Below are 23,713 nucleotides of genomic sequence, written 5' to 3' on the forward strand. Positions count from 1 at the left end.
ACGGGATCAGACTGAGGCGCGTTATTGAACCGACGTACAACGCGCTCAACTGCCGCTGGATCAAGGGAGATCTCGTCATGGCGCAGACGACGACGGCCACGCGGCCGACGGGGTTTCGCAGCGCCGAGCTGGGCTGGCCGGAGCTGCACCGCATTCCGCATCCGCCGCGTCGCCTCCCCCTGCTCGGTGATGTGCTGGGCGTCAACCGGGCCACCCCGCTCCAGGACTCGCTGCGCTTCGCCCGCCAGCTGGGTCCGATCTACCGCCGCAAGGCCTTCAACCGGGAGTTCGTCTTCACCTGGGGCGCCGATCTGGTGGCCGATCTCGCGGACGAGTCGCGGTTCGCGAAGCATGTGGGCCTCGGCGTCGCGAACCTGCGGCCGGTCGCCGGGGACGGGCTGTTCACGGCCTACAACCACGAGCCGAACTGGCAGCTGGCGCACGACGTGCTGGCCCCGGGCTTCAGCCGGGAGGCGATGGCGGCCTACCACCCGATGATGCTGGCCGTGGCCGGGCGGCTGACGGACCACTGGGACCGAGAGCAGGCCGCGGGCCGGTCGGTGGACGTGCCCGGGGACATGACCAAGCTGACCCTGGAGACCATCGCGCGCACCGGGTTCGGTCATGACTTCGGCTCCTTCGAACGGGACCGGCCGCATCCGTTCGTGACGGCGATGGTGGGCACGCTGACCTACGCGCAGCGGCTCAACTCGGTCCCCTTCCCGGCTCTGCTACGACGTGCCGCGCAGCGCAACGCGGACGACATCGCCTACCTCAACCGCATGGTCGACGACCTGGTCCGGGCCCGGCGCGGCACGAGCGGGGACGGCGACCTGCTGGACCGGATGCTGGAGACGGCCCACCCGGAGACCGGTGAGCGGCTGTCCCCGGAGAACGTCCGCCGGCAGGTCATCACCTTCCTGGTGGCCGGCCACGAGACCACCTCGGGCGCGCTCTCCTTCGCCCTGCACTACCTCTCCCGGCACCCCGAGGTAGCGGCCCGCGCCCGTGCCGAGGTGGACCGGGTCTGGGGCGACGCGGCGGCGCCGGGCTACGACCAGGTGGCGAAGCTGCGGTACGTACGCCGGGTGCTGGACGAGTCGCTGCGGCTGTGGCCGACGGCGCCCGCCTTCGCCCGGGAAGCCGTCGAGGACACCGTGCTGGCCGGTCGGCATCCGATGCGGCGGGGTGCGTGGACGCTGGTGCTCACGCCGATGCTCCAGCGCGATCCCGAGGTGTGGGGCGCCGACGCCGAGCGGTTCGACCCGGACCGCTTCGACCCCAAGGCCGTACGGTCGCGTCCGGCGCATGTCTTCAAGCCCTTCGGCACGGGGGCGCGGGCCTGCATCGGGCGCCAGTTCGCGCTGCACGAGGCCACGCTGGTGCTCGGTCTCCTGCTGCGCCGCTACGAGCTGCGGGCCGACCCCGGCTACCGGCTCAGCGTGACCGAGCGGCTGACACTGATGCCGGAGGGGCTGCGGCTGCACCTGGAGCGGCGGACCACGGCCGCCACTGCGACGGCCGGCGAGGAACCCGCACCGGTCCCGGATTCACGCTGTCCAGTGCACGGGGCGGGTGACTGAGGCCGGCAGCCTGGTGCCGGTGCCGCCCCGGGCCGCGTTCAGCTGGGGCTGGGTCAGGAAGAACGCGCCGGTCAGGTCCGCGTCCGTGAGGTCGGCGTCCCGCAGGTCGGCTCCGATCAGATCCGCGCCGCGCAGGTCGGCGCCGGTGAGGTCGGCCGCGATGAGGTAGGCGCCGCGGAGCGTGGCCCCGCGCAGGTCGGCGCCCTTGAGGCGGGCGCCCATCAGGTCGGCGCCCCGGCGGTTCTTCCTCTTGCTGTTTGTGCCGACGCCCGCCCGGACCAGTTCGCTGGTCCTGAGCAGGAGGGCGTTGACCTCCTGCCGGTGCGCGGGGACGTCGAGAGCGGTGAGTTCCTCGGCGGTCCCCCGGGTGAGGGTCTCGGTCCGCTCCCGCAGGCGGCGCAGGTCGGCGTGGACCGGGCGGGCCGCGGGCAGGGTGAGCGCCTCGGTGAGGTACCAGAGCAGTTCGTGGAGCTGGCGCACCACGGGGAAGACCTCGAACATCCGGCGGGCGTCCTCGCGCGGGCCGGTGCGCCAGTCCCGGCCGCCGAAGGTGACCTGCGAGACCTGCTGCCCGGCGCCGAAGCAGTCGTAGACCGTGCAACCGGTGAAGCCCTCGGTGCGCAGCCGCGCGTGGATCCCGCACCGGTGGTCGTCCCGGAGGTTCGGGCAGGGCTTGCCGGCGGGCTTGTCGAGGGCGAAGTCCGCGGAGGCGGCGAAGGGCAGGGCGACACAGCACAGCCCGAAGCACCGCGCGCAGTCACCGCTGAGGTCGATCATCTGTTCTTGCATCGCCGTCAGCCTAACCGGCCCGCGCACCGGCCCGGCTGACGGGAACTCACCGATGAGTTTCCGGCGATGTGGGGGTCTCCACATACAACGGAAAACAAGCTCGGCTACCACAGAGAGACCGGCCGAACGAGGCAGGAGCCGACCGCATTCGAGGAGACGTCATGTGCAGCCACCAGCCCCCGTGCCCCACCGCCGACAGCCCCGGCCACCACGGTGCGGTGATCGTCTCCGCCCATCCCGAACAGGGCTGGAGCCTGCTGTGCAACGGCACCATCGTCTTCGACGACACCGGTGAACTGCTGCCCGACGGTCGCGTCGTGAGCCCGCACCGCGCCCTCGGTCCGCTGGCCGTGGCCGCCTGAGCCGACCGCGCGGGTCAATAGCGTTGTGCCTTCGCCAGCTTGGGCGTCAGCACCGGCTCGCTGGGCTTGCGGCTGACGGCGAGGGGCTGGACCTTCTCCCCCGGCTTCAGGTCCTCGGCGCCGACGTACCGGGTCTCCACCGCCTTGCCCGCGGAGTCGAGGAAGTCGACCTGGACGGCGTAGGAGGCCGTCTTGTCGGTCTTGTTGGTGATGGTGACGACGACGGCGAGCAGCCCGCCGGTCGAGGAGCGCGGCTTGCCGGTCATGGTGACGTCGGACATCGCGTTGCCCTCGCCGTCGACCTTGGCGAGCTCGGTCTGCGCGGCCTTGTTGGCGCGTTCCGTCTCCGCGGAAACGGAGGCCTCGAAGGAGGAGGCGGCCGCCGAGGCGGAGGCGGCCCGCTCGGAGGCCTCGGCCCGGACCGAGGCCTTCAGCGACGCGAGTGCGGAGGCCGCGTCGCCGGAGAAGGACGCCGTGTCCGGGGCGGTGGGCGTCGCCGAGGAGGCCGAGGAGTCGCCGGAGTCGTCGCCGCACGCGGCAAGGGTGAGCGTGCTCACGGCGGCCAGGGCCACGGTGAGGGCAGCGATCCGGGACCGTCCGTGGGGTGACGGTGTGCTCATCGGGTGACGTCCTCTCGACTCCGGCGTCGACACATGACCGAAATGAACCTTATGCCGGAATCGAGAGAGGGGCATGTCGTCACCGGGAGGCCGCCCGGCACCTCAACTCCTGAACCCCTCGCGTGTTCGGCGTCAGACCTCGTCGCGCGCGAGGGCGAGCAGTCGGTCCAGGACCCGGGGGCCGCCCGCGCGGACGCCGTCGTGCTCGAACTCGTCCGTCACCCAGGTGCGCAGACCGCGGATCGCCCGGGCGGTCGCCAGGGAGTGGGCCGTGTCGACGTACATGTCGTCGTGGTAGACGGCCGCGGCGACCGGGACCTCGTTGACGGCGAGCCGCGCCGGGTCGTAGAGGGGCTGCCAGTCGGTGCGGGCGGCGAGGAGTTCGGCGGTCTCGCGCAGCGGACGCAGGGCCGGATCGCAGTCGAACGTCCAGGGGTGGACGGACTCGCCGGTGAACAGCAGCGGCTCGTCCCCGGCGAGGGTCTTGGCCGCGTCGAACTGCGGGAACTCTCCGCGCACCCGTTCGGCCGACCAGGCGGTGGGCCGCTCGTCCTGGGCGTAGCAGGCCTCGTGGACGAGGGCGTACAGCGGGTGGGAGGCGTACGACAGGAGGCCCTGGACCTCTTCCTGGAAGGCGTCGGAGAGCTCTTGGCCCCGCGGGGTGCGGACGAAGGCGTGTTCGAGGAGGAAGTGCAGGCGGTGGCTGCCCTCGCCGCCGCCGAGCAGGATGCCGAGAGACTGGAAGGCCTCGACGGTCAGCCGGTAGCCGTTCGGCAGGGTGACGTCGTGGGTGAGCAGGTGGTCGGCGATCCGGCGGGCCCGCTCGACGTCCTGCGGATAGCGGGCGTAGTGCGCGGTGACCTTGCGCTCGATGCGCGGGTAGGCGGCCCGGTAGACGTCGTCGGCGTGGGCGTCGAGGGAGGGCAGGCCGCCGGTGATGACGGCGGCGGCCAGACCCTCGGGGGCGAGGGAGAGATAGCTGGTCGTGCAGAAGCCGCCGAAGCTCTGGCCGAGGACGGTCCAGGGGGCGCCGCCGGTGATCTGGGGGCGGATCGCCTCGCAGTCGCGGACGATGGAGTCGCCGCGGAACCGGGCCAGGTAGTCGGCCTGTTCGGCGGGGCCGCCGCGCAGCGGGAGCGTCTGGCGGTTGGCGGGGCTGGAGTGGCCGGTGCCGCGCTGGTCGAGCAGGAGGACGCGGTACTCCTTCAGGGCCCGGCCGAACCAGGAGCTCTTGCCGACGAAGCGGTTCGCGCCGAAGCCCGGGCCGCCCTGGAGGTACACCAGCCAGGGCAGGTTCTGGCCCGCCTTGTCGCTCGCGACGGCCTCGCGGGCGTAGAGCTCGATGGTCTCCCCGGCCGGGTCGTCGTGGTCGAGGGGGACGGTGAAGCGGCGGTCGGTGAGGACGAGGCCGGGCTGGCGGTAGGTCGCGGTCAACAGGGCTCCCGGGACGGACGGACATTCTGTGGGCGCGTCCCAGTTGAGCACATGTTCGTCCGCCGGCCGACCCCTTCGATCATGAAATCTTACTGACTCTCGGGTCAGCGGGCGGTGAGGTCAGCGGGCCGCGAGACTGGAGCGGCGCACCACCAGTTCGGGCTGGAGCACCACCCGGCGGTGCTCGTGCCGCTTGCCGGTGGTCTCGGCCTCCGTCTCCTCCAGGAGCAGCTCGGCGGCGAGCGCGCCCATGGTGACGGCGGGCTGGCGGACCGAGGTGAGCGGGACGGCCGCGGCGGCCGCGAACTCGATGTCGTCGTAACCGACGATGGCGAGGTCGTCGGGGACCGTCACCCCCGCCGCGTACATGGCCTGCAGGACGCCGAGGGCGAGCAGGTCGTTGGCGCAGAACACGGCGGTCGGGCGGTCCGCGAGGCCGAGGAGGCGGGCGCCGGCGTCCCGGCCGGCGGCCACGTCGAGGCGCTCGGTGGGCAGCTCGCGCAGGTGCTCGGGACCCAGGCCCGCCTCGGCGAGCGCGTTCAGGGCGCCGGTGCGGCGGTCGCGGACCTGGTTGAGGCCGGGCGGGCCGCTGACGTACGCGATGGAGCGGTGCCCGGCGTCCACGAGATGACGTACGGCGAGCGCGCCGCCGGCGACGTCGTCGACGGAGACCGAGCACTCGGTGGTGCCCTCGGCGACCCGGTCGACCAGGACGAAGGGGATGCCGTGCCGGCGGAAGGAGGCGATGTTGCGGCCGGAGGCGTCGGTCGGGGTGAGCAGCACGCCCCGGACCCGCTGTTCGGCGAAGAGGGAGAGGTACTCGGACTCCTCGCTCGTGCTCTGGGCGCTGTTGCAGACCATCACGCCGAGGCCGTCCTCGCGGGCGGCGCGCTCGGCGCCGCGTGCCACGTCGACGAAGAAGGGGTTGCCCATGTCGAGGACGAGCAGGCCCATGATCCGGCTGCGGCCCGCGCGCAGCTGGCGTGCGGACTCGCTGCGGACGTAGCCGAGCCGGTCTATCGCGGACAGGACGCGCGCCCGGGTCTCGGTGGCGACGGAGTCCGGGCGGTTGATGACGTTCGAGACCGTGCCGACGGAGACTCCGGCGGCACGGGCGACGTCCTTGATACCCACCGACTGGGCCATCGGGCAGGGACCTCCAGGGAACAGGGGGCGGCGGGGGGCCTTCACAGTACCCGCAGGCCGCCCCCGGATCGGATGCGGTCAGGCGGGCAGCGCGAAGTCCACGACGTGGAGCGCCGAGGGGGTCGTACCGCTCGACTTCTCCTGGTACATGAACGACAGCACGTTGTCCTGGGCGATCCGCATCTCGTCGATCACGACCTCGCCGAAGGCGTTCAGGCCGCTGCCGTCGAAGAGGATCTTCCAGTCGGTGTACCCGGAGGCCTTGGAGGCGCCCGCGATCCGGCCGAACGGGAAGACCGCGTAGGCGTTGTCGTACTTGTCCAGGAGCAGCTTGGTGCGCTGGCTGGAGCCGAGCACGACCGGGATCTCGGTCTTCTGCCAGGTGCCCGAGGAGTTCTTGCGGACGTGGAAGGCGCGGCCGTTTGCGGTGCGGTCGTTGACGTAGTTGGTCGTGCACTGGCCGAAGCGGCCGGGGACGTAGCTGATGATCGCGTGCGGCAGGCCCGCGGAGTCGGTGAACTGGCTCTCCTGGTTCATCAGGGAGTGGTCCGGGTTCAGGGGGTCGATCACGAGGCCGGCGTCGGTGACGGCGACCTTGTCGGAACCGCCGGTGGTGCCGACGACGGTGCCGGCGTTGTTGCGCCAGGTGCGGCCGCGGTCGTCGGAGTAGACGTAACCGGTGTCGTGGTTGGTGATGCCGCCGCTGCTGCACATCACGGCGCCGTTCTGCTCGCGCCAGGTGAAGAAGGAGTGCAGCCGGCCGTTCCGGTCGTAGTCGATGCCGTGCAGGTACATGTTGCGGGCCGTCGAGGAGCCGTGCTCGCTGGTGTAGGTGCCGGTGGAGCTGGACCACTCCCCGAGGTTGGTCCAGGTCGAACCGTCGTACTCGGCGAGGGCGTTGCGGCCGTTGCCGGATATCCCGACCCGGTAGCTCAACTGGAGCTTGCCGTCAGGGGTGTTGACGAACTGCGGGTAGGTGAACTGCGACGTGAGGGCGAGGCCGTCCAGGGTGGACTGGGGTGCGCCGAAGCGGGCGGCGGTCCAGCTCAGCCCCGCCGGGTTGTCCATGAGGCCGGCGACCGACTTGACGTAGGTGAATCCGTCGCTGTGCGAGTCCATGTTGAGGTGGAGGCGGCCGTCGACCTTGGAGACGCCCATGGAGATGACGTTGTGGGAGTCGCTCGTCTTGAGGGTGTGGCCGACCTGGACGGTGGACCAGGTGCTCCCGCCCAGGACACGGCGGCCGACGACGGCGTTCTTGTCGGCGGTGTACCAGACGGCGTACTGGTAGCCCTTGTAGGTCAACAGGCCGTTCTTCTGGAACGAGTTGTTGTTCACCAGGCCGTCGTAGGAGACGAAGAAGACGGCCTGGGCATCGAGCGTGGTGGTCCCGGTCCGGGTGACCGAGGGGCCGGGGTCGGCGGCGCGGGCGGTGCCGCCGGTGAGCGCGGAGGTGGACATGGCGGACACGATGGCACCTGCGAGCAGTGTGCGTCTTCTCATGGAGCGGCTCCTGCGGTCCTGATGAGGCCGTCTGGGGAGATGGGCCTTACGGGGAGGGGTCAGGCGAGGTGGAACACCTCGGTGAGCGGTCTCATCGCCTCGTCGGGGCGGGCTCCGTCGAGGGACTCGAAGAACTCGCCCATCTCGGCCTGCCAGCGTGCGTTGACCTCGGTGGCTTCCATCCCTGCCTTGGCGGCCTCGAAGTCCTCGGTCTCCAGGTAGCCGACGAGCAGGCCGTCGTCGCGCAGGAAGAGCGAGTAGTTGTGCCAGCCGGTGGCCGAGAGCGCTTCGAGCATCTCGGGCCACACGGCGGCGTGGCGTTCGCGGTACTCGGCGATCCGGTCCTCGCGGACCTTGAGGAGGAAACAGACGCGCTGCATGAAGTACCGCTCCTTCAGGGGGAGATCAGAAGTTGAACTGGTCGATGTTCTTGGCGTCGAACACGGTCGGCTTGCCGAGGTTGATCACGCCGTCCTTGCCGATGGTGTACGTCGTGTCGCCGGCCTTGAAGGTCTCGCCCTCCTTGCCGGTGATCTGGCCGGAGACCAGGGCCACGGCGGTCTGCGCGGCAAGGGCGCCCAGCTTCGACGGGTCCCACAGCTCGAACGCCTCGACGGTGCCGTTCTTGACGTACTTGCGCATGTCGTTGGGGGTGCCGAGGCCGGTCAGCTTGACCTTGCCCTTGTACTTGGAGCCGGAGAGGTACTGGGCGGCCGCCTTGATGCCGACCGTGGTCGGGGAGATGATCCCCTTCAGGTTCGGGTACTCCTGGAGCAGGCCCTGGGTCTGCTGGAAGGACTGCTGGGCGTCGTCGTTGCCGTACGCGACCTTGACGAGCTTGATGTTCTTGTACTTCGGGTCCTTCAGCTCGTCCTTCATGAAGTCGATCCAGGTGTTCTGGTTCGTCGCGGTCTGCGCGGCGGACAGGATCGCGATCTCGCCCTTGTAGCCGATCTGCTCGGCGAGCAGCTGCACCTCGGTGCGGCCGAGGTCCTCGGCGGAGGCCTGCGAGACGAAGGCGTTGCGGCACTCCGGCTTGGTGTCGGAGTCGTAGGTGACGACCTTGATGTCGTTGGACATCGCCTGCTTCAGCGCGGTGCACAGGGCGCCCGGGTCCTGCGCGGACACGGCCATCGCGTTCACCTGCTGCTGGGTGAGCGTGTTGACGTAGGAGACCTGACCGGCGGTGTCGGTGGCGCTGGAGGGACCGACCTCCTTGTACTTGCTGCCCAGTTCGGTCAGTGCCTTCTCGCCGCCCTTGTCGGCGGAGGTGAAGTACGGGTTGTTGACCTGCTTGGGCAGGAAGCCGACGGTGAGGCCCTTCTTGGTGGCCGCGTTCGGGTCGGCCTTGGCCGTGGAGGCGGCCGAGGCACCCTCGTCCTGCACGTCCTTCTTGGTGGTGCCACCGCACGCGGTGGCGGTGAGGGCGAGAGAGCTGACGGCGGCGAGGGCGACGCAGGCACGCCGGAGGGATGACTTACGCATGACGGAGTTTCCTTTGAAAGAAGGTGAGCGGAAGCGCCCTAGGGGCGCGGGGAACTGCGCGACCAGCCACGACGGGCCCGCAGCCGACCGACGGCCTATCCAGTGGAAGAACGCGCGGCCCTCGCCACAGCGACCTGACGCGCGACCCTGGGGCCGAGAACGGACAACACGAGCAACACACCGGTGACGACGATCTGCGACTGCGCGGAGACGTCCTGCAGACTCATCACGTTCTGCAACGTGCCGAGCAGGAAGACCCCGGCGATGGCGCCGCCCAACGTGCCCTTGCCTCCGTCGAAGTCGATACCGCCCAGCAACACGGCGGCCACGACGGAGAGTTCGAGCCCGGTGGCGTTGTCGTAGCGGGCGCTGGCGTAGTGCAGGGCCCAGAAGATGCCGGTGAGGGAGGCCATCAGGCCGGTCACCGTGAACAGGATCAGCTTCTGCCGCTTGACGCGGATGCCGGCGAACCGGGCCGCCTCCTCGCTCGCGCCGGTCGCGAACACCGAGCGGCCGAACGGCGTGGCGTGCAGGACGACCACGGCGATCGCGAAGAGGACGAGGAAGGGGATGAACGCCTGCGGGATGAAGGTGTCCCCGATCCGCCCGGCCGCGAAGTCCAGGTACTGGGTCGGGAAGTCGGTCACCGCGTCGGAGCCGAGCACGATCTGTGCGATGCCCCGGTAGGCGGCGAGGGTGCCGATGGTGACGGCGAGGGAGGGCAGGCCGAGCCGGGTCACGAGCAGGCCGTTGATCAGGCCGCACACCACACCGAGGACCAGGCAGATCGGGATGATCATCTCGATCGTCAGGCCCTGGTTCCACAGGGCACCCATCACCGCGCCGGACAGACCGGCGGTGGAGGCGACGGACAGGTCGATCTCGCCGGAGACCACGAGCAGGGTCATGGGCAGGGCGATCAGCGCGATCGGCAGGGTGTTGCCGATCAGGAACGACAGGTTCAGCGCGTTGCCGAACCCGTCGACGGTGCCGAAGGACAGCAGCAGCACGACGATCAGGAGGGCGCCGACGACCGTGTCCCAGCGGATCGCACGCGTGAGGGAGTCAGGCATGGCGGGCGTTCCTCTTCTTCAGGGCGGAGGCCACGCGCAGCGCGACGACCCGGTCGACCGCGATGGCGAGGATGAGCAGGATGCCGTTGATGGCGAGCACCCAGACCGAGCTGACGCCGAGGGCGGGCAGCACGCTGTTGATGGAGGTCAGCAGCAGGGCGCCGAGGGCCGCGCCGTAGACGCTGCCGGAGCCGCCGGTGAAGACGACACCGCCGACCACGACCGCGCTGACGACGGTCAGTTCGTAGCCGGTGCCGGTCCCGGAGTCGACGTTGCCGAACCGGGCCAGGTACATCGCCCCGGCGAGGCCGGCGAGGCCGCCGCAGAAGGTGTACGCGGCCAGGATCCGCTTGCGCACCGGGATGCCGGCGAGCCGTGCGGCCTCGGGGTTGGAGCCGAGCGCGTACAGCTCGCGTCCGCTGCCGAAGTGCTTGAGGTAGTAGGCGGTGGCGACGAGCACCGCGAGTGCGATCAGCGCCAGCCAGGGCACCGCGGAGATGCCACCGGAGCCGAAGTTCACGAAGCTGTCGGGGAGGTCGGCCGCGGTGATCTGCCGGGAGCCGACCCAGATGGAGTCGATGCCCCGGATGATGTAGAGCGTGCCGAGGGTGACCACCAGCGCGGGCACCTGGCCGAGGCTGACGAGAAGGCCGTTGAGCAGGCCGAAGCCGATGCCCATCAAGGTCGCGAGCACGATCGCCACGACGGGGTTCCCGCCGCCCTGGAGATAGGTGCCGGCGGCGAAGGCGCTGATGCCGAGGGTGGAGCCGACCGAGAGGTCGACGTTCCTCGTGATGACGACCAGCGACTGGCCGGTGGCGACCAGGACCAGGATGGTGGCGTTGAGCAGCAGGTCCTTGATGCCCTGCTCGGTGAGGAAGTCGCTGTTCCCGATCTGGGTGACGACGATCATCACCAGGAAGACGACCAGGATGGCGAGCTCGCGCATCTTGAAGACGCGGTCGACCAGGCGGGTGCCGCTGGACTTGGGCACCTCGGCGGGAGGGGCCTGCTGAGGGGTGGTGACCGTCATGCGGCGGCCCTCCCGAGGACTGGGGGCGTCAGGGCGGGCTTCATGCGGCGGCCCTCCCGGTGGCTGCGGCCATCACGGTTTCCTCGGTGGCGTCGGAGCGCGGGATCTCGGCGGTCAGGCGGCCCTCGTGCATCACGAGCACGCGGTCGGCCATGCCGAGGATCTCGGGCAGGTCGGAGGAGATCATCAGGACGGCCACCCCGTCGGCGGCCAGTTCGCTGAGCAGTCGGTGCACCTCGGCCTTGGTGCCGACGTCGATGCCTCGGGTCGGCTCGTCGACGATGAGCACCTTGGGGCCGGTGGCCAGCCACTTGGCGAGCACGACCTTCTGCTGGTTGCCGCCCGACAGGGTGTTCACCGTGTCGGCGATCCGGGCGTACTTCACCTGGAGCTTGACGGCCCAGTCGAGGGAGCGGCTGCGTTCGGCGCCGCGGTCCATCAGACCGGCCTTGACGGTCGTCCTCAGACCCGTGAGGCCGATGTTGCGTTCGATGGACATGTCCATCACCAGGCCCTGGGCGCGCCGGTCCTCGGGAACCAGGGCGAGGCCCGCGGCCATCGCGGTGGACGGGGCGCCGTTGACCAGTGCCTTGCCGTCCACGGAGACCTCTCCGGCGTCCCAGCGGTCGATGCCGAACACCGCCCGGGCGACCTCGGTGCGGCCCGCTCCGACGAGGCCCGCAAGTCCTACGATCTCGCCGCGCCTGACCTCGAACGAGACATCGGTGAAAACGCCCTCCCGGGTCAGCCGGCTCACCGTGAGCGCGACCTCTCCAGGGCGTACGTCCTGCTTGGGGTAGAGCTCCTCGAGGTCGCGGCCGACCATGCGGCGGACGAGGTCGTCCTCGGTCATGCCCTCGATCGGCTCGCTGGAGATCCAGGCGCCGTCGCGCAGGGTGGTGACCGTCTGGCAGATCTGGAAGATCTCCTCCAGGCGGTGCGAGATGAACAGGACGGCGGCGCCCTGCTCGCGCAGCGTCTTGACGACACCGAAGAGGCGGGCCACCTCGCTGCCGGTCAGAGCCGCCGTGGGCTCGTCCATGATCAGGACGCGGGCCTCGAAGGACAGCGCCTTGGCGATCTCGACGATCTGCTGGTCGGCGATGGACAGGCCGCGCGCCGGACGGTCGGGGTCGAGTTCGACTCCGAGACGCTGCATCAGGGCCAGGGTCGAGGCGTGCGTGGCCTTGTGGTCGATCCGGCCCAGGGCGCGCCGGGGCTGGCGGCCCATGAAGATGTTCTCGGCGATCGAGAGGTCGGGAAAGAGCGTCGGCTCCTGGTAGATCACGGCGATACCGGCGTCGCGGGCGTCGCCGGGACCGTGGAAGACGACCGGCTCGCCGTCGAGCAGTACCTGGCCGGTGTCCGGTCGGTGCACTCCTGCGAGGGTCTTGATGAGGGTCGACTTGCCCGCGCCGTTCTCGCCGGCGAGAGCGTGTACCTCCCCGGGAAACAGCTCCAGGGAGACGTCCCGCAGGGCGCGGACCGCGCCGAAGGACTTCGAGATGTCCTTGAGAGCGAGTACCGGGGCCGGACCCGTGGTGGACGGGTGGGTCATTGGGGGCTCCTCGACGACGCCGGCGGGACGGCCCTCACGGCGTCGTGAAAGGTTTCAACTTGGTTGCCGGGACGTTAGGCATGGAGCGCATGTCACGTCAATGGGTCCGTGTCGAAAATCTTTCGATGAACTCAGGTCACGGCAGGGTCACGGGCAACAGCCTTGGTCGCAGGGGTTGACACCCTTGCGAGCTACTCATACTTTCCCGTCTTGAATCGTTTCACAGAGAAGCAGTTCGCAAGCCCTTCGGACCCGACGTCACAGGAGCCCTCAAGTGACCGAGCTCGCCGCGGTGAAGGCCGCGCTCAAGACCCAGGCCGTCGAGACGCCGTCGTGGGCGTACGGGAACTCGGGGACCCGCTTCAAGGTGTTCGCCCAGCAGGGCGTACCGCGTACCCCGCAGGAGAAACTGGAGGACGCGGCACAGGTGCACGCGTTCACCGGGGTGGCCCCGACCGTCGCGCTGCACATCCCGTGGGACAAGGTCGAGGACTACGCCGCGCTGGCGAAGTTCGCCGAGGAGCGGGGCGTGAAGCTGGGCGCCATCAACTCCAACACCTTCCAGGACGACGCCTACAAGCTCGGCAGCATCTGCCATCCGGAGGCGGCCGTACGGCGGAAGGCTCTCGACCATCTGCTGGAGTGCGTCGACATCATGGACGCGACGGGCTCCACGGACCTCAAGCTGTGGTTCGCCGACGGGACGAACTATCCCGGTCAGGACGATCTGCGGGCCCGACAGGACCGGCTCGCCGAAGGTCTTTCCGAGGTGTACGACCGTCTGGGTGACGGGCAGCGGATGCTCCTCGAGTACAAGTTCTTCGAGCCGGCCTTCTACTCGACGGATGTGCCGGACTGGGGAACGGCGTACGCGCACTGCCTGAAGCTCGGGGAGAAGGCGCAGGTCGTCGTCGACACGGGTCACCACGCGCCGGGGACCAACATCGAGTTCATCGTCGCCACGCTGCTGCGGGAGGGGAAGCTCGGCGGGTTCGACTTCAACTCGCGGTTCTACGCGGACGACGACCTCATGGTGGGGGCGGCGGATCCGTTCCAGCTGTTCCGGATCATGTACGAGGTCATCCGGGGCGGTGGCTTCACGCCCGACGTGGCGTTCATGCTCGACCAGTGCCACAACATCGAGGCGAAGATCCCGGCGATCATCCGGTCCGTGATGAACGTGCAGGAGGCGACGGCGAAGGCTCTGCTGGTGGACCGTGAGGCTCTTGCCGTGGCTCAGCGCGAGGGGGATGTTCTCGAGGCGAACGCCGTGCTGATGGATGCGTACAACACGGATGTGCGGCCGCTGCTTGCCGAGGTGCGGGGGGAGATGGGGCTCGACGCGAACCCGATCGCCGCGTACCGGAGGTCCGGGTGGGCGGAGAAGATCGTGGCCGAGCGCGTTGGTGGGGAGCAGGCGGGGTGGGGGGCGTAAGCGTCTGCCACGTTCCGAAGACTGCGGTCTGCCGGCCGTCTGTGGCTGGTCGCGCAGTTCCCCGCGCCCCCAGAAGCACAACCTCGCCCTTTCCTCAGTAAGGAACCGAAAGTCATGGCTACCCATCCCGAAGCCGCCGCCCTTCTCGCTCGTTCCCGTCGGCTTGGCTCCGATCCCCGTAACACCAACTACGCGGGGGGCAACGCGTCCGCCAAAGGGACCGACACCGATCCCGTCACGGGGGGTGATGTGGAGCTGATGTGGGTCAAGGGGTCCGGGGGTGATCTCGGGACGCTGACCGAGGCCGGGTTGGCCGTGCTGCGGCTGGACCGGATGCGGGCGCTCGTCGACGTGTATCCGGGGGTGGAGCGCGAGGACGAGATGGTCGCCGCGTTCGACTACTGCCTGCACGGCAAGGGCGGTGCCGCTCCCTCCATCGACACCGCGATGCACGGGCTCGTCGAGGCCGCCCACGTCGATCATCTGCATCCTGATTCCGGTATCGCTCTCGCCTGTGCCGCCGACGGGGAGAAGCTGACCGCCGAGTGCTTCGGGGACACCGTCGCCTGGGTGCCGTGGCGGCGGCCCGGGTTCCAGCTGGGGCTGGACATCGCCGCCATCAAGGCGGCCAACCCGCAGGCGATCGGTGTCGTCCTCGGCGGGCACGGCATCACCGCCTGGGGCGACACCGCGGAGGAGTGCGAGAAGAACTCGCTGCACATCATCCGGACCGCCGAGAAGTTCCTCCAGGAGCGCGGCAAGGCCGAGCCCTTCGGGCCCGTCATCGAGGGGTACGGCCCGCTCGGCGAGGCCGAGCGGAAGGAGCGGGCCGCCGCGCTCGCGCCGTACGTCCGGGCCCTCGCCTCCCAGGACAAGCCGCAGGTCGGGCACTTCAACGACTCCGAGCCGGTGCTGGAGTTCCTGGCGCGTGCGGAGCACCCGCGGCTCGCCGCGCTCGGCACCTCCTGCCCCGACCATTTCCTGCGCACCAAGGTCCGGCCGCTCGTCCTCGACCTGCCGCCGACCGCTCCGCTGGAGGAGGCCGTCGCGCGGCTGGACACGCTGCACGCCGAGTACCGCGAGGAGTACGCCGCCTACTACCAGCGGCACGCCCTGCCCGACTCCCCCGCCATGCGCGGCGCCGACCCGGCGATCGTGCTGATCCCGGGTGTCGGCATGTTCTCCTTCGGCAAGGACAAGCAGACCGCCCGGGTCGCCGGCGAGTTCTACGTCAACGCGATCAACGTGATGCGGGGCGCCGAGGCCGTCTCGTCGTACGCGCCGATCGAGGAGTCCGAGAAGTTCCGCATCGAGTACTGGGCGCTGGAGGAGGCCAAGCTTCAGCGGATGCCGAAGCCCAAGCCGCTCGCCACGCGGGTCGCGCTGGTCACCGGTGCGGGCAGCGGTATCGGCAAGGCCATCGCCGAGCGGCTGGTCGCCGAGGGCGCGTGTGTCGTGGTCGCCGACCTCAACGCCGAGAACGCCGCCGCGGTGGCCGAGGAACTCGGCGGACCCGACAAGGCCGTCGCCGTGACCGTGGACGTGACGGACGAGGAGCAGATCGCCCAGTCGTTCCGCGCCGCGGTGCTGGCCTTCGGCGGCGTGGACCTCGTCGTCAACAACGCCGGCATCTCCATCTCCAAGCCTCTCCTGGAGACCTCGGCGCGCGACTGGGACCTCCAGCACGACATCATGGCGCGCGGTTCCTTCCTGGTGTCCCGTGAGGCGGCCCGGGTGATGATCGCGCAGAAGCTGGGCGGCGACATCGTGTACATCGCCTCCAAGAACGCCGTGTTCGCCGGCCCCAACAACATCGCCTACTCCGCCACCAAGGCCGACCAGGCCCATCAAGTCCGTTTGCTGGCAGCCGAGTTGGGTGAGCACGGCATCCGCGTCAACGGCGTCAACCCGGACGGCGTGGTGCGCGGGTCCGGCATCTTCGCCGGTGGCTGGGGTGCCCAGCGGGCGGCCGTGTACGGGGTTGAGGAGGAAAAGCTCGGCGAGTTCTACGCCCAGCGGACCATCCTCAAGCGCGAGGTGCTCCCCGAGCACGTGGCGAACGCCGTGTTCGCGCTGACCGGCGGGGAGTTGACCCACACCACCGGCCTGCACGTCCCGGTCGACGCCGGCGTCGCGGCCGCCTTCCTGCGATGAGCGGGTCCGTGAAGTCGTACGCCGCGGTCGACCTCGGCGCGTCCAGCGGACGGGTCATGGTCGGCCGCGTCGGCCCCGACAGCCTGGAGCTGACCGAGGCCCACCGGTTCGCGAACCGGCCCGTGCGGCTGCCCGAGGGCCTGCGCTGGGACATCCTCTCGCTCTACGGCGGTGTCCTGGACGGGCTCAGGGCCGCCGGGCAGGTCGACTCCGTCGGCATCGACAGCTGGGCCGTGGACTACGGGCTGCTGGACGCGGACGGCAGGCTGCTCGGCAACCCCGTGCACTACCGCGACTCCCGCACCGAGGGCGTCGCCGAGAAGGTGTGGGCGACCGTGCCCGCGCCGGAGTTGTACGCGGCGACCGGACTCCAGTACGCGCCCTTCAACACCCTGTACCAGCTGGTCGCCGACCAACTCGCCGGTGTCGAGCGGCTGTTGCTCGTCCCCGATCTGCTCACCTACTGGCTCACCGGTGAGCAGGGCACCGAGCTCACCAACGCCTCGACGACCCAGCTGATCGACCCCCGGACGCGTGGATGGTCGTACGACATCGCCTCGCGTCTCGGTATCGACCTGGAGCTGTTCGCGCCACTTCGGCAGCCCGGTGACCCGGCAGGTCTGCTGCGGCCCGAGGTGCTGGAGGAGACGGGCCTGCGAGGGCCCGTCCCGGTCACGGCCGTCGGCTCGCACGACACCGCCTCCGCGGTGGCCGCCGTCCCGGCGTCGGGTGAGCGGTTCGCCTACATCTGCACCGGCACCTGGTCCCTGGCGGGGCTCGAACTGGACGCGCCGGTGCTGACGGAGGAGAGCCGGGCCGCCAACTTCACCAACGAACTGGGGCTCGACGGCACGGTCCGGTACCTACGGAACATCATGGGGCTGTGGCTGCTCCAGGAGTGCGTGCGGGCCTGGGGCGACCCGGACCTGGGCGAACTGCTGCTGGAGGCGGCCAAGGTGCCGGCGCTGCGGTCGGTGGTGGACGCGGGCGACGCGAGGTTCCTCGCGCCGGGCCGGATGCCGGAGCGGATCGCCGAGGCATGCCTTGCCTCGGGGCAGCCGGTGCCTTCCTCCCCCGCGGAGATCACGCGGTGCATCCTCGACTCCCTGGCGCTTGCTCATCGCAAGGCGGTCGAGGAGGCGCAGCGGCTCGCCGATCACCCCGTCGACGTCGTGCACGTCGTCGGGGGCGGTACCCGCAACGCCCTGCTGTGCCAGCTGACCGCCGACGCCTGCGGGCTGCCGGTGGTGGCGGGACCGACCGAGGCGGCCGCGCTCGGGAACGTGCTGGTCCAGGCGCGGGCCCACGGGCTCGTGAGCGACCTCGCGGGCGGCCGCGAGCTGCTCACCCGGACCCAGCCGCTGACCCGGTACGAGCCCCAGGGCGACCCCGCGCGGTGGCGCGAGGCGCAGGCCCGGCTCGCCGGGTCCTGACCTGGCTCTCCCCCCGGCTTCTCCCCCGGGCTACGCTGCACTCATCCGATGATCGACCACTAGGAGCCGCGATGCGTGTCGCCCTGTTCCTGACCTGTGTCAACGACACGCTGTATCCGGACACCGGGCGCGCTGTGGTGAAACTGCTGACCAGGCTGGGCGTGGACGTCGATTTCCCGATGTCCCAGACCTGCTGCGGGCAGGCGCACTACAACACCGGCTACCGGCATGAGGCGGAGCCGCTGGCCCGGCATTTCTCCGATGTCTTCCGGGACTACGAGGCGATCGTGACGCCGTCCGGCTCGTGCGGGGCGATGGTGCGGGAGCTGTATCCGCGGATGGGTGAGCGGGCCCGGGCCGAGGGGCGCGGGGAGGGCCTGGCGACCGCGCTGGCGCCGGTGGTGCCCAAGACGTACGAGCTGACGGAGTTCCTGGTGGACGTGCTGGGGGTGACCGATGTCGGGGCTTACTACCCGCACACGGTGACCTACCACCCGACCTGCCACGGGCTGCGCGGTCTCGGGCTCGGCGACCGGCCCCGGCGGCTGCTCCAGGCGGTCAAGGGGCTGGAGCTGAAGGAGCTCCCGGGCGCCGACGAGTGCTGTGGCTTCGGCGGCACCTTCGCGCTGAAGAACTCCGATGTCTCGGCGGCGATGGGCGCGGACAAGGTGCGCAACGCCGAGTCGACCGGCGCGGAGGTGCTGTGCGCGGCCGACAACTCGTGTCTGATGCACATCGGGGGCACGATGGGCCGGCTGGAGTCGGACATGCGGCCGGTGCACATCGCGGAGATCCTGGCGAGCACGGAGGAGGAACCGGCCGCATGAGCGGGACGTTCGTAGGAATGCCGGCCTTCCCCCGGGCCGCGCACGAGGCCGTCAACAACCAGACCCTGCGCGGCAATCTGCGCCACGCCACCCACACCATCCGCGCCAAGCGGGCCAACGCCGTCGCCGAGGTGTCCGACTGGGCGGAGCTGCGCGAGGCCGGCAAGCGGATCAAGGACCACACGCTGCGCCATCTCGACCGCTACCTCGTGCAGTTGGAGGAGTCGGTGGTGGCGGCCGGCGGCACCGTCCACTGGGCCGCCGACGCCGACGAGGCCAACGAGATCGTGACGCAACTCGTCAAGATGACCGGCGAGTCGGAGGTCGTCAAGGTCAAGTCGATGGCCACACAGGAGATCGGGCTCAACGAGGCTCTGGAGGCCGCGGGCATCCGGGCCTACGAGACCGATCTCGCCGAGCTGATCGTGCAGTTGGGCAAGGACCGGCCCTCGCACATCCTCGTCCCGGCGATCCACCGCAACCGGGGCGAGATCCGGGACATCTTCGAGCGCGAGATGGGCGAGTGGGGCCGCCCGGCCCCCGAGGGGCTCACCGACACGCCCGCCGAGCTGGCGGAGGCGGCCCGGCTGCACCTGCGGGAGAAGTTCCTGCGTGCCAAGGTGGGCGTCTCCGGTGCCAACTTCATGGTCGCCGACACCGGCACCCTGGTGGTCGTGGAGTCCGAGGGCAACGGCCGGATGTGCCTGACCCTGCCCGAGACGCTGATCTCGGTCGTCGGCATCGAGAAGATCGTGCCGACCTGGCAGGACCTGGAGGTCTTCCTCCAGACGCTCCCCCGCTCCTCGACCGCCGAGCGCATGAACCCGTACACCTCGACATGGACCGGCACCACCGACGAGGACGGCCCGCAGAACTTCCATCTGGTGCTGCTCGACAACGGGCGCTCCGACACCCTCGCCGACGAGGTCGGCCGCCAGGCCCTGCGCTGCATCCGCTGCTCGGCGTGCCTGAACGTCTGCCCGGTGTACGAGCGGGCCGGCGGCCACGCCTACGGCTCGGTCTACCCGGGCCCGATCGGCGCGATCCTCAGCCCCCAGCTCCGGGGCACCGCGAGCGAGATCGACGCCTCGCTGCCGTACGCCTCCTCGCTGTGCGGGGCCTGCTACGAGGTCTGTCCGGTCGCCATCGACATCCCGGAGGTGCTGGTCCATCTGCGGGAGCGGGTCGTGCAGGGCGGTCCGGTGGTCCGTGAGGGCAACAAGGTGGTGCTCAAGCCGGCCAAGGGGCACGCGGCCGAGCGGGCGGCGATGCGGGCGGCCCGCTGGGCGTTCGCCCACCCCGGTGTGCTGCGCACCGGCCAGCGGGCGGCCTCCCGCACCCGACGGCTGCATCCGCGCACCCTGCCGGGTCCCGGCAAGGCGTGGAGCGGTACCCGGGATCTTCCGGCCGTGCCCGCGGAGCCGTTCCGCGACTGGTGGCAGCGGACCAACGGCGGCACCTCCGAGACGGGAGGCTCGAAGTGAGCAGCAGGGAACGGATCCTGGGCCGGGTGCGGCGCGCGCTGGCCGACGTCCCGGGTGAGGACGCCCCGATCGAGCGGGCCTATCTGCGGGAACACGGCGACCGGAGCGTCGAGGAGACCGTGGAGCTGCTGGCCGAGAACCTCGCCGACTACCGGGCGATCGTGCACCGCTGCACGACGGCCGACCTCCCCGCCACCCTCGCCGGGATGCTGGCCGCACGGGGGACGAAGACGGTGCTCGTGCCGCCGGGTCTGGAGCCGTCCTGGCTCGCGGAGGCCGAGGCCGGGCAGGTGCCGGACCGGGTGGAGAGCACCCCGGACGAGCTGGACCGCGTCGACAGTGTGGTCACGGCGTGCGCGGTGGCGATCGCGGAGACCGGCACGATCGTGCTGGACGGCTCGCCCGACCAGGGCCGCCGCCGCATCACGCTCGTACCCGACCATCACATCTGTGTCGTACGGGTCCCGGACCAGGTCGTCTCCTCGGTGCCGCAGGCCCTCGAACGCCTCGACCCGGTCCGCCCGTTGACCTGGATCTCCGGTCCTTCGGCGACCAGTGACATCGAGCTGGACCGGGTCGAGGGGGTGCACGGCCCGCGCACCCTGGAGGTGGTGCTGGTGGCTGATCAGGCGAGCGCCGAGGTCAACTCGTAGCGCCCGGAGGGCAGTTCGTAGGAGGCGACGCCGTCCTCGAAGCCCAGGTGCCGCACTCCCCTGACGCGTGACAGGGGGGTGTGGCCCTCGCACACGGAGTCGGGGTCGGCCGTGGGGATGCGCAGGGTCGCGGTGCTGTTGGCGGGGACGGCGATCCGGTGCGTGAAGCGGCTCTCGCGCACCGTCCACGCGCTGACGATCTCGCCGTACGGCGACCGGTGCGAGCCGGTGACCCGGGTGATCCGGCCGGTCGGGTCGAGGTGGGGCCGCAGGAAGAAGTGCTTGAAGCCCGGGTGGGCCGGGTCCTTGGCGATGCCGGCCATGCTCTCGTACATCCACTCCATGATCGCGCCGTAGGAGTAGTGGTTGAACGAGTTCATCTCGACCGGCCCGAAACCGTCCTCCCTGGAGTAGGAGTTCCAGCGCTCCCAGACGGTCGTCGCGCCGTTCCGCACCGAGTACAGCCAGGACGGCATGGCGTCCTGGTGCAACAGCTCGTACGCCAGCTCCGCCTGTCCCTCCTCGGTGAGGACGGGCGCGAGGACGTTGACACCGAGGAAGCCGACCGACAGGGTGTTCTCGGCGTGGCCGGCGCGGGTGCTGTCGGGGTGGGCGGCCTTGTAGGCGGCGGAGTTGCCGATGTTCTGGGCGAGGAGCTCGACGAGCCGGCGGCGCTGCTCGCCGGTGTCGTACAGGCCGAGTCTGAGGATCCAGAGCAGGGCCGTCTGGCTGTCGTCCTCGGTCTGTGTGGGGCTGTCTCCGGGGGTGTACGGCGGCGGGTCACCGAGGCTGGAGCGCACTGTGAGCCGACCGTCCTCGGCGCTCAAGTACGTGGTGACGAAGGCCCGTTTGATCCGGGCGAAGAGCTCCTCATAGGCGTGGGCCTCGGCGGTGCGGCCGGTGGCGCGGGCCATGTCCGCCATGAGCCGGGCGCTGTAGGCGTAGTAGGCGTCGCTGACGAGCTGGGTGCTGGTGACCTGGAAGGCCAGCCAGTCGCCAAAGATCGCGCCCTGTCCGGCACCGGTGCCGCCGGTGCGTGCGTGGATCCAGTCCATGTAGGCCGTCATCGCCTCCCAACTGCGGTCCACGATGGTGGTGTCGCCGCTCATCTGCCACACGGTCCAGGGCACGACGATCCCGCAGTCCGCCCAACCGCTGGCCGGGACAGGCTCGTTGTAGCGGGCGCCGGGCGCGATCCAGGGGAACTGCGCGCCGTCGGCGCCGTAGGTGCGCTGCGAGTCGATCAGGATGTCCTGGAAGTGGCTCAGGAAGGCGATGGAATCGGCGTTGTAGAGGCCGGTGCCCGCGAAGACCTGGGTGTCGCCGGTCCAGCCGCAGCGTTCGTCGCGCTGCGGGCAGTCGGTGGGCACCCAGAGGTAGTTGCCGCGCTGGCCCCAACGGACGTTGCTGATCAGCTGGTTGATGTCGGGGGCGTTCGTGGTGATGTCGCCGATGTCACGGAGGGCGGAAGTGGCGACCCGGGCGGTCGCTTCGGTGAGGGTGACGGTGTCGGTCGTGGTGACGGAGAGGTACCGGAAGCCGTAGAAGGTCAGGGAGTCCTGGTGGGGCTCGCCCTTCGGGTCGCCCTTGAGGATGTAGGTGCTGGTGGCCTTGGCCGTGCGGAGGTTCGCCCGGTAGACGGAGCCCTCGGGGCCGTCGGTGCCCGCGCCTGTGCCGTTGAGCGTCTCCCCCGGTGCGAAGGTGACGTGGGTGCCGGCCGGGCCGCGGAGGGTGTATCGGGGGACGCCGACGAGGTTCTGGCCGAAGTCGATCACGGCGGTGTCGCCGGGGTGCAGGGTGACGGAGGCGGTGGCGGCCCGCGCGGGGTCGGTGACCGTCCGGTCGGGGTCGGTGACGAAATCGCTTCCGCCCGTGTGGACGGCGATCGACCGCGGGCTCCGGTCCCACTGCGGCACCAGTCGGGCCGACTCGCCCGGGTAGGCGACGAGTCGGGAGCGGGGGAACCTGGTGGTGAAGTCGTGTTCCTCGACGCCGGACCAGGCGGAGGCGTCGAAGCCGTTCGCGGTCCAGCCGGGCAGCTCCCGGCGGGCGTCGTAGGTCTGGCCGTCGTAGAGGTCGTCGGCGCGGTAGGGGCCGGTGTCCGTGGCCCGCCACTCGTTGCCGGGCGCGGTCACCACGGTCTGGGTCGAGCCGTCCTCGTAGCGGATCAGGAGCTTGGCCTTGAGGGCGAGGCGGTTGCCGTCCTCGGCGTAGTAGACGCTGTTCTCGGAGATCCGGCCGTTGTACCAGCCGTTGCCGAGCACGGCCGCGAGGGTGACCTGCCGTTCGTCCGCGAGCAGGCCGGTCACCTCGTAGGTGAAGTAGCTGACGGTGGTGTCGTAGTTGGTCCAGCCCGGGGTGAGGAGCTCCCGGGTGGGGCGGCCGTCCTGGGGGACGGTGACGCGGCGGCCGTTGACGTAGGCGTCGTACACGCCGAGCGCGGAGATGTAGAGCCGGGCTTCGTGCACCCGGCCGCCGGTCAGGGCCGTCTGCCTTCTCAGGAGCGGCGCGCCGGGGCTGTTCGGGGCCTTGCCCGCCATGGTGATCCACTGCGCGCCGTCCCAGCCGGTCACGCCGTCGGTGCTGAGCAGGCCGGTCTCGAAGCGGTCGGTGGGGGCCTCGGGGAGCGGCTGGCCGTTCTCGTCCCAGACCTCGACCGTCCAGTGGTAGCGCGTCGAGGGCTTCAGCGGGGGGCCGGCGTAGCGCACGGCCACCGAGTCCGCCGAGTCGACCCGGCCACTGTCCCAGACGTCCGCGCGGCGGGCGGTGAGACGGTCGGGGGTGGACGCGACCAGGACGCGGTAGGCCGTCTGTCGCCTACCGCGCACCCGGGAGGCGGTGCGCCAGCCGAATCTCGGGCGGGCCGCGTCCACGCCGAGCGGGGTGGTGCGGTGTTCCACGGTGAGGCCCTCGACGGCGGTGCGGTCGACTCCGTCGGTCATGCCGGTGTCCCTTCGGCTGCTGGGAGTTGTGTCGATTCAGCCCGGTCGGCGGAAGAATATGGATGCTGTACCCACACGTGTCTACTGGCCGGGCGGGCGAATGTGTGCCAGGCGCGCATGTGAACTGTGCAAAGGCTGATTCCTAGCGTCGCCGGCCGGGGGGCGAGCCCCCGGTGGGACGTCGTCGATGGGACGTCTC

Annotated in this window: 19 protein-coding genes; 8 read left to right on the plus strand and 11 right to left on the minus strand. The window is 70.4% G+C overall.

Translation table 11 applies throughout. The annotated features are described in order from the left end of the window. Positions 1 to 77: 77 nt before the first annotated feature. Positions 78 to 1,583 carry a cytochrome P450 gene (locus tag OHN19_RS03175; RefSeq protein WP_330262622.1) on the plus strand — a complete coding sequence of 502 codons (1,506 nt, stop codon included), beginning with the start codon at positions 78 to 80 and terminating at the stop codon, positions 1,581 to 1,583. On the opposite strand, the gene OHN19_RS03180 is transcribed toward OHN19_RS03175, so the two are convergent. Next, a complete protein-coding gene (locus OHN19_RS03180) occupies positions 1,551 to 2,372 on the minus strand; it encodes a pentapeptide repeat-containing protein (RefSeq protein WP_330262623.1) in 822 nt (273 codons plus the stop codon). The two genes, OHN19_RS03175 and OHN19_RS03180, sit on opposite strands and share 33 nt — an antisense overlap. Before the next feature lie 161 nt (positions 2,373 to 2,533). On the opposite strand from OHN19_RS03180, the gene OHN19_RS03185 reads away from it, so the two are divergent. After that, complete coding sequence (locus OHN19_RS03185) at positions 2,534 to 2,734, plus strand: DUF5999 family protein (RefSeq protein WP_330262624.1); 201 nt, start codon at positions 2,534 to 2,536, stop codon at positions 2,732 to 2,734. 14 nt (positions 2,735 to 2,748) lie between these two features. Here the strand turns inward: OHN19_RS03185 and OHN19_RS03190 are convergent, their stop codons facing one another. The 9 genes from OHN19_RS03190 to OHN19_RS03230 all read right to left on the minus strand — a co-directional run bounded on the left by OHN19_RS03190 (position 2,749) and on the right by OHN19_RS03230 (position 12,586). Then, a complete protein-coding gene (locus tag OHN19_RS03190) occupies positions 2,749 to 3,354 on the minus strand; it encodes an FxLYD domain-containing protein (protein ID WP_330262625.1) in 606 nt (201 codons plus the stop codon). A 132-nt stretch (positions 3,355 to 3,486) separates the two neighbouring features. Continuing rightward, positions 3,487 to 4,788 (minus strand): alpha/beta fold hydrolase, encoded by a 1,302-nt coding sequence (locus OHN19_RS03195; RefSeq protein WP_330262626.1) that lies wholly within the window; start codon positions 4,786 to 4,788, stop codon positions 3,487 to 3,489. Positions 4,789 to 4,908: 120 nt separating this feature from the next. After that, positions 4,909 to 5,934, minus strand: a complete 1,026-nt coding sequence (locus OHN19_RS03200; protein WP_123765869.1) for a LacI family DNA-binding transcriptional regulator — start codon at positions 5,932 to 5,934, stop codon at positions 4,909 to 4,911. Between the two features lie 78 nt (positions 5,935 to 6,012). Then, a complete protein-coding gene (locus tag OHN19_RS03205) occupies positions 6,013 to 7,437 on the minus strand; it encodes a BNR repeat-containing protein (RefSeq protein WP_330262627.1) in 1,425 nt (474 codons plus the stop codon). 59 nt (positions 7,438 to 7,496) lie between these two features. Next, entirely contained in the window at positions 7,497 to 7,817 is a 321-nt protein-coding gene (locus OHN19_RS03210) for an L-rhamnose mutarotase (protein WP_330262628.1), read from the minus strand. 25 nt (positions 7,818 to 7,842) lie between these two features. Then, the gene (rhaS, locus tag OHN19_RS03215) at positions 7,843 to 8,922 is read right to left on the minus strand and encodes a rhamnose ABC transporter substrate-binding protein (RefSeq protein ID WP_330262629.1); all 1,080 of its coding nucleotides are present in this window, start codon (positions 8,920 to 8,922) and stop codon (positions 7,843 to 7,845) included. A 95-nt stretch (positions 8,923 to 9,017) separates the two neighbouring features. After that, the gene (locus OHN19_RS03220) at positions 9,018 to 9,995 is read right to left on the minus strand and encodes an ABC transporter permease (protein ID WP_330262630.1); all 978 of its coding nucleotides are present in this window, start codon (positions 9,993 to 9,995) and stop codon (positions 9,018 to 9,020) included. Further along, positions 9,988 to 11,028: an ABC transporter permease gene (locus OHN19_RS03225; RefSeq protein WP_330262631.1), complete on the minus strand. Its 1,041-nt coding sequence runs from the start codon at positions 11,026 to 11,028 to the stop codon at positions 9,988 to 9,990. The genes OHN19_RS03220 and OHN19_RS03225 overlap by 8 nt, the downstream gene beginning before the upstream one ends. Before the next feature lie 40 nt (positions 11,029 to 11,068). After that, complete coding sequence (locus tag OHN19_RS03230; protein WP_330262632.1) at positions 11,069 to 12,586, minus strand: sugar ABC transporter ATP-binding protein; 1,518 nt, start codon at positions 12,584 to 12,586, stop codon at positions 11,069 to 11,071. Positions 12,587 to 12,860: 274 nt separating this feature from the next. Here OHN19_RS03230 and rhaI point away from each other — a divergent pair, with 274 nt between their 5' ends. The 6 genes from rhaI (at position 12,861) to OHN19_RS03260 (ending at position 20,572) form a co-directional block, all read left to right on the plus strand. Continuing rightward, positions 12,861 to 14,021 (plus strand): L-rhamnose isomerase, encoded by a 1,161-nt coding sequence (gene rhaI, locus OHN19_RS03235; protein ID WP_330262633.1) that lies wholly within the window; start codon positions 12,861 to 12,863, stop codon positions 14,019 to 14,021. Between the two features lie 114 nt (positions 14,022 to 14,135). Further along, positions 14,136 to 16,175 (plus strand): bifunctional aldolase/short-chain dehydrogenase, encoded by a 2,040-nt coding sequence (locus OHN19_RS03240; RefSeq protein ID WP_330262634.1) that lies wholly within the window; start codon positions 14,136 to 14,138, stop codon positions 16,173 to 16,175. Then, entirely contained in the window at positions 16,172 to 17,608 is a 1,437-nt protein-coding gene (locus OHN19_RS03245) for a rhamnulokinase family protein (protein ID WP_330262635.1), read from the plus strand. The genes OHN19_RS03240 and OHN19_RS03245 overlap by 4 nt, the downstream gene beginning before the upstream one ends. A gap of 71 nt (positions 17,609 to 17,679) precedes the next feature. Further along, entirely contained in the window at positions 17,680 to 18,435 is a 756-nt protein-coding gene (locus OHN19_RS03250) for a (Fe-S)-binding protein (protein WP_330262636.1), read from the plus strand. Next, on the plus strand, positions 18,432 to 19,919 hold the full coding sequence (locus OHN19_RS03255) for a LutB/LldF family L-lactate oxidation iron-sulfur protein (RefSeq protein WP_330262637.1): 1,488 nt from the start codon (positions 18,432 to 18,434) through the stop codon (positions 19,917 to 19,919). Before OHN19_RS03250 ends, OHN19_RS03255 begins: the two co-directional genes overlap by 4 nt. Beyond that, positions 19,916 to 20,572 carry a LutC/YkgG family protein gene (locus OHN19_RS03260; RefSeq protein ID WP_330262638.1) on the plus strand — a complete coding sequence of 219 codons (657 nt, stop codon included), beginning with the start codon at positions 19,916 to 19,918 and terminating at the stop codon, positions 20,570 to 20,572. The genes OHN19_RS03255 and OHN19_RS03260 overlap by 4 nt, the downstream gene beginning before the upstream one ends. On the opposite strand, the gene OHN19_RS03265 is transcribed toward OHN19_RS03260, so the two are convergent. Further along, complete coding sequence (locus OHN19_RS03265; RefSeq protein ID WP_330262639.1) at positions 20,545 to 23,514, minus strand: family 78 glycoside hydrolase catalytic domain; 2,970 nt, start codon at positions 23,512 to 23,514, stop codon at positions 20,545 to 20,547. The genes OHN19_RS03260 and OHN19_RS03265 overlap by 28 nt on opposite strands. Positions 23,515 to 23,713: the final 199 nt, after the last annotated feature.

This window comes from Streptomyces griseorubiginosus (genome assembly GCF_036345115.1).
GTDB classification, from domain to species: Bacteria; Actinomycetota; Actinomycetes; order Streptomycetales; family Streptomycetaceae; genus Streptomyces; species Streptomyces griseorubiginosus_C.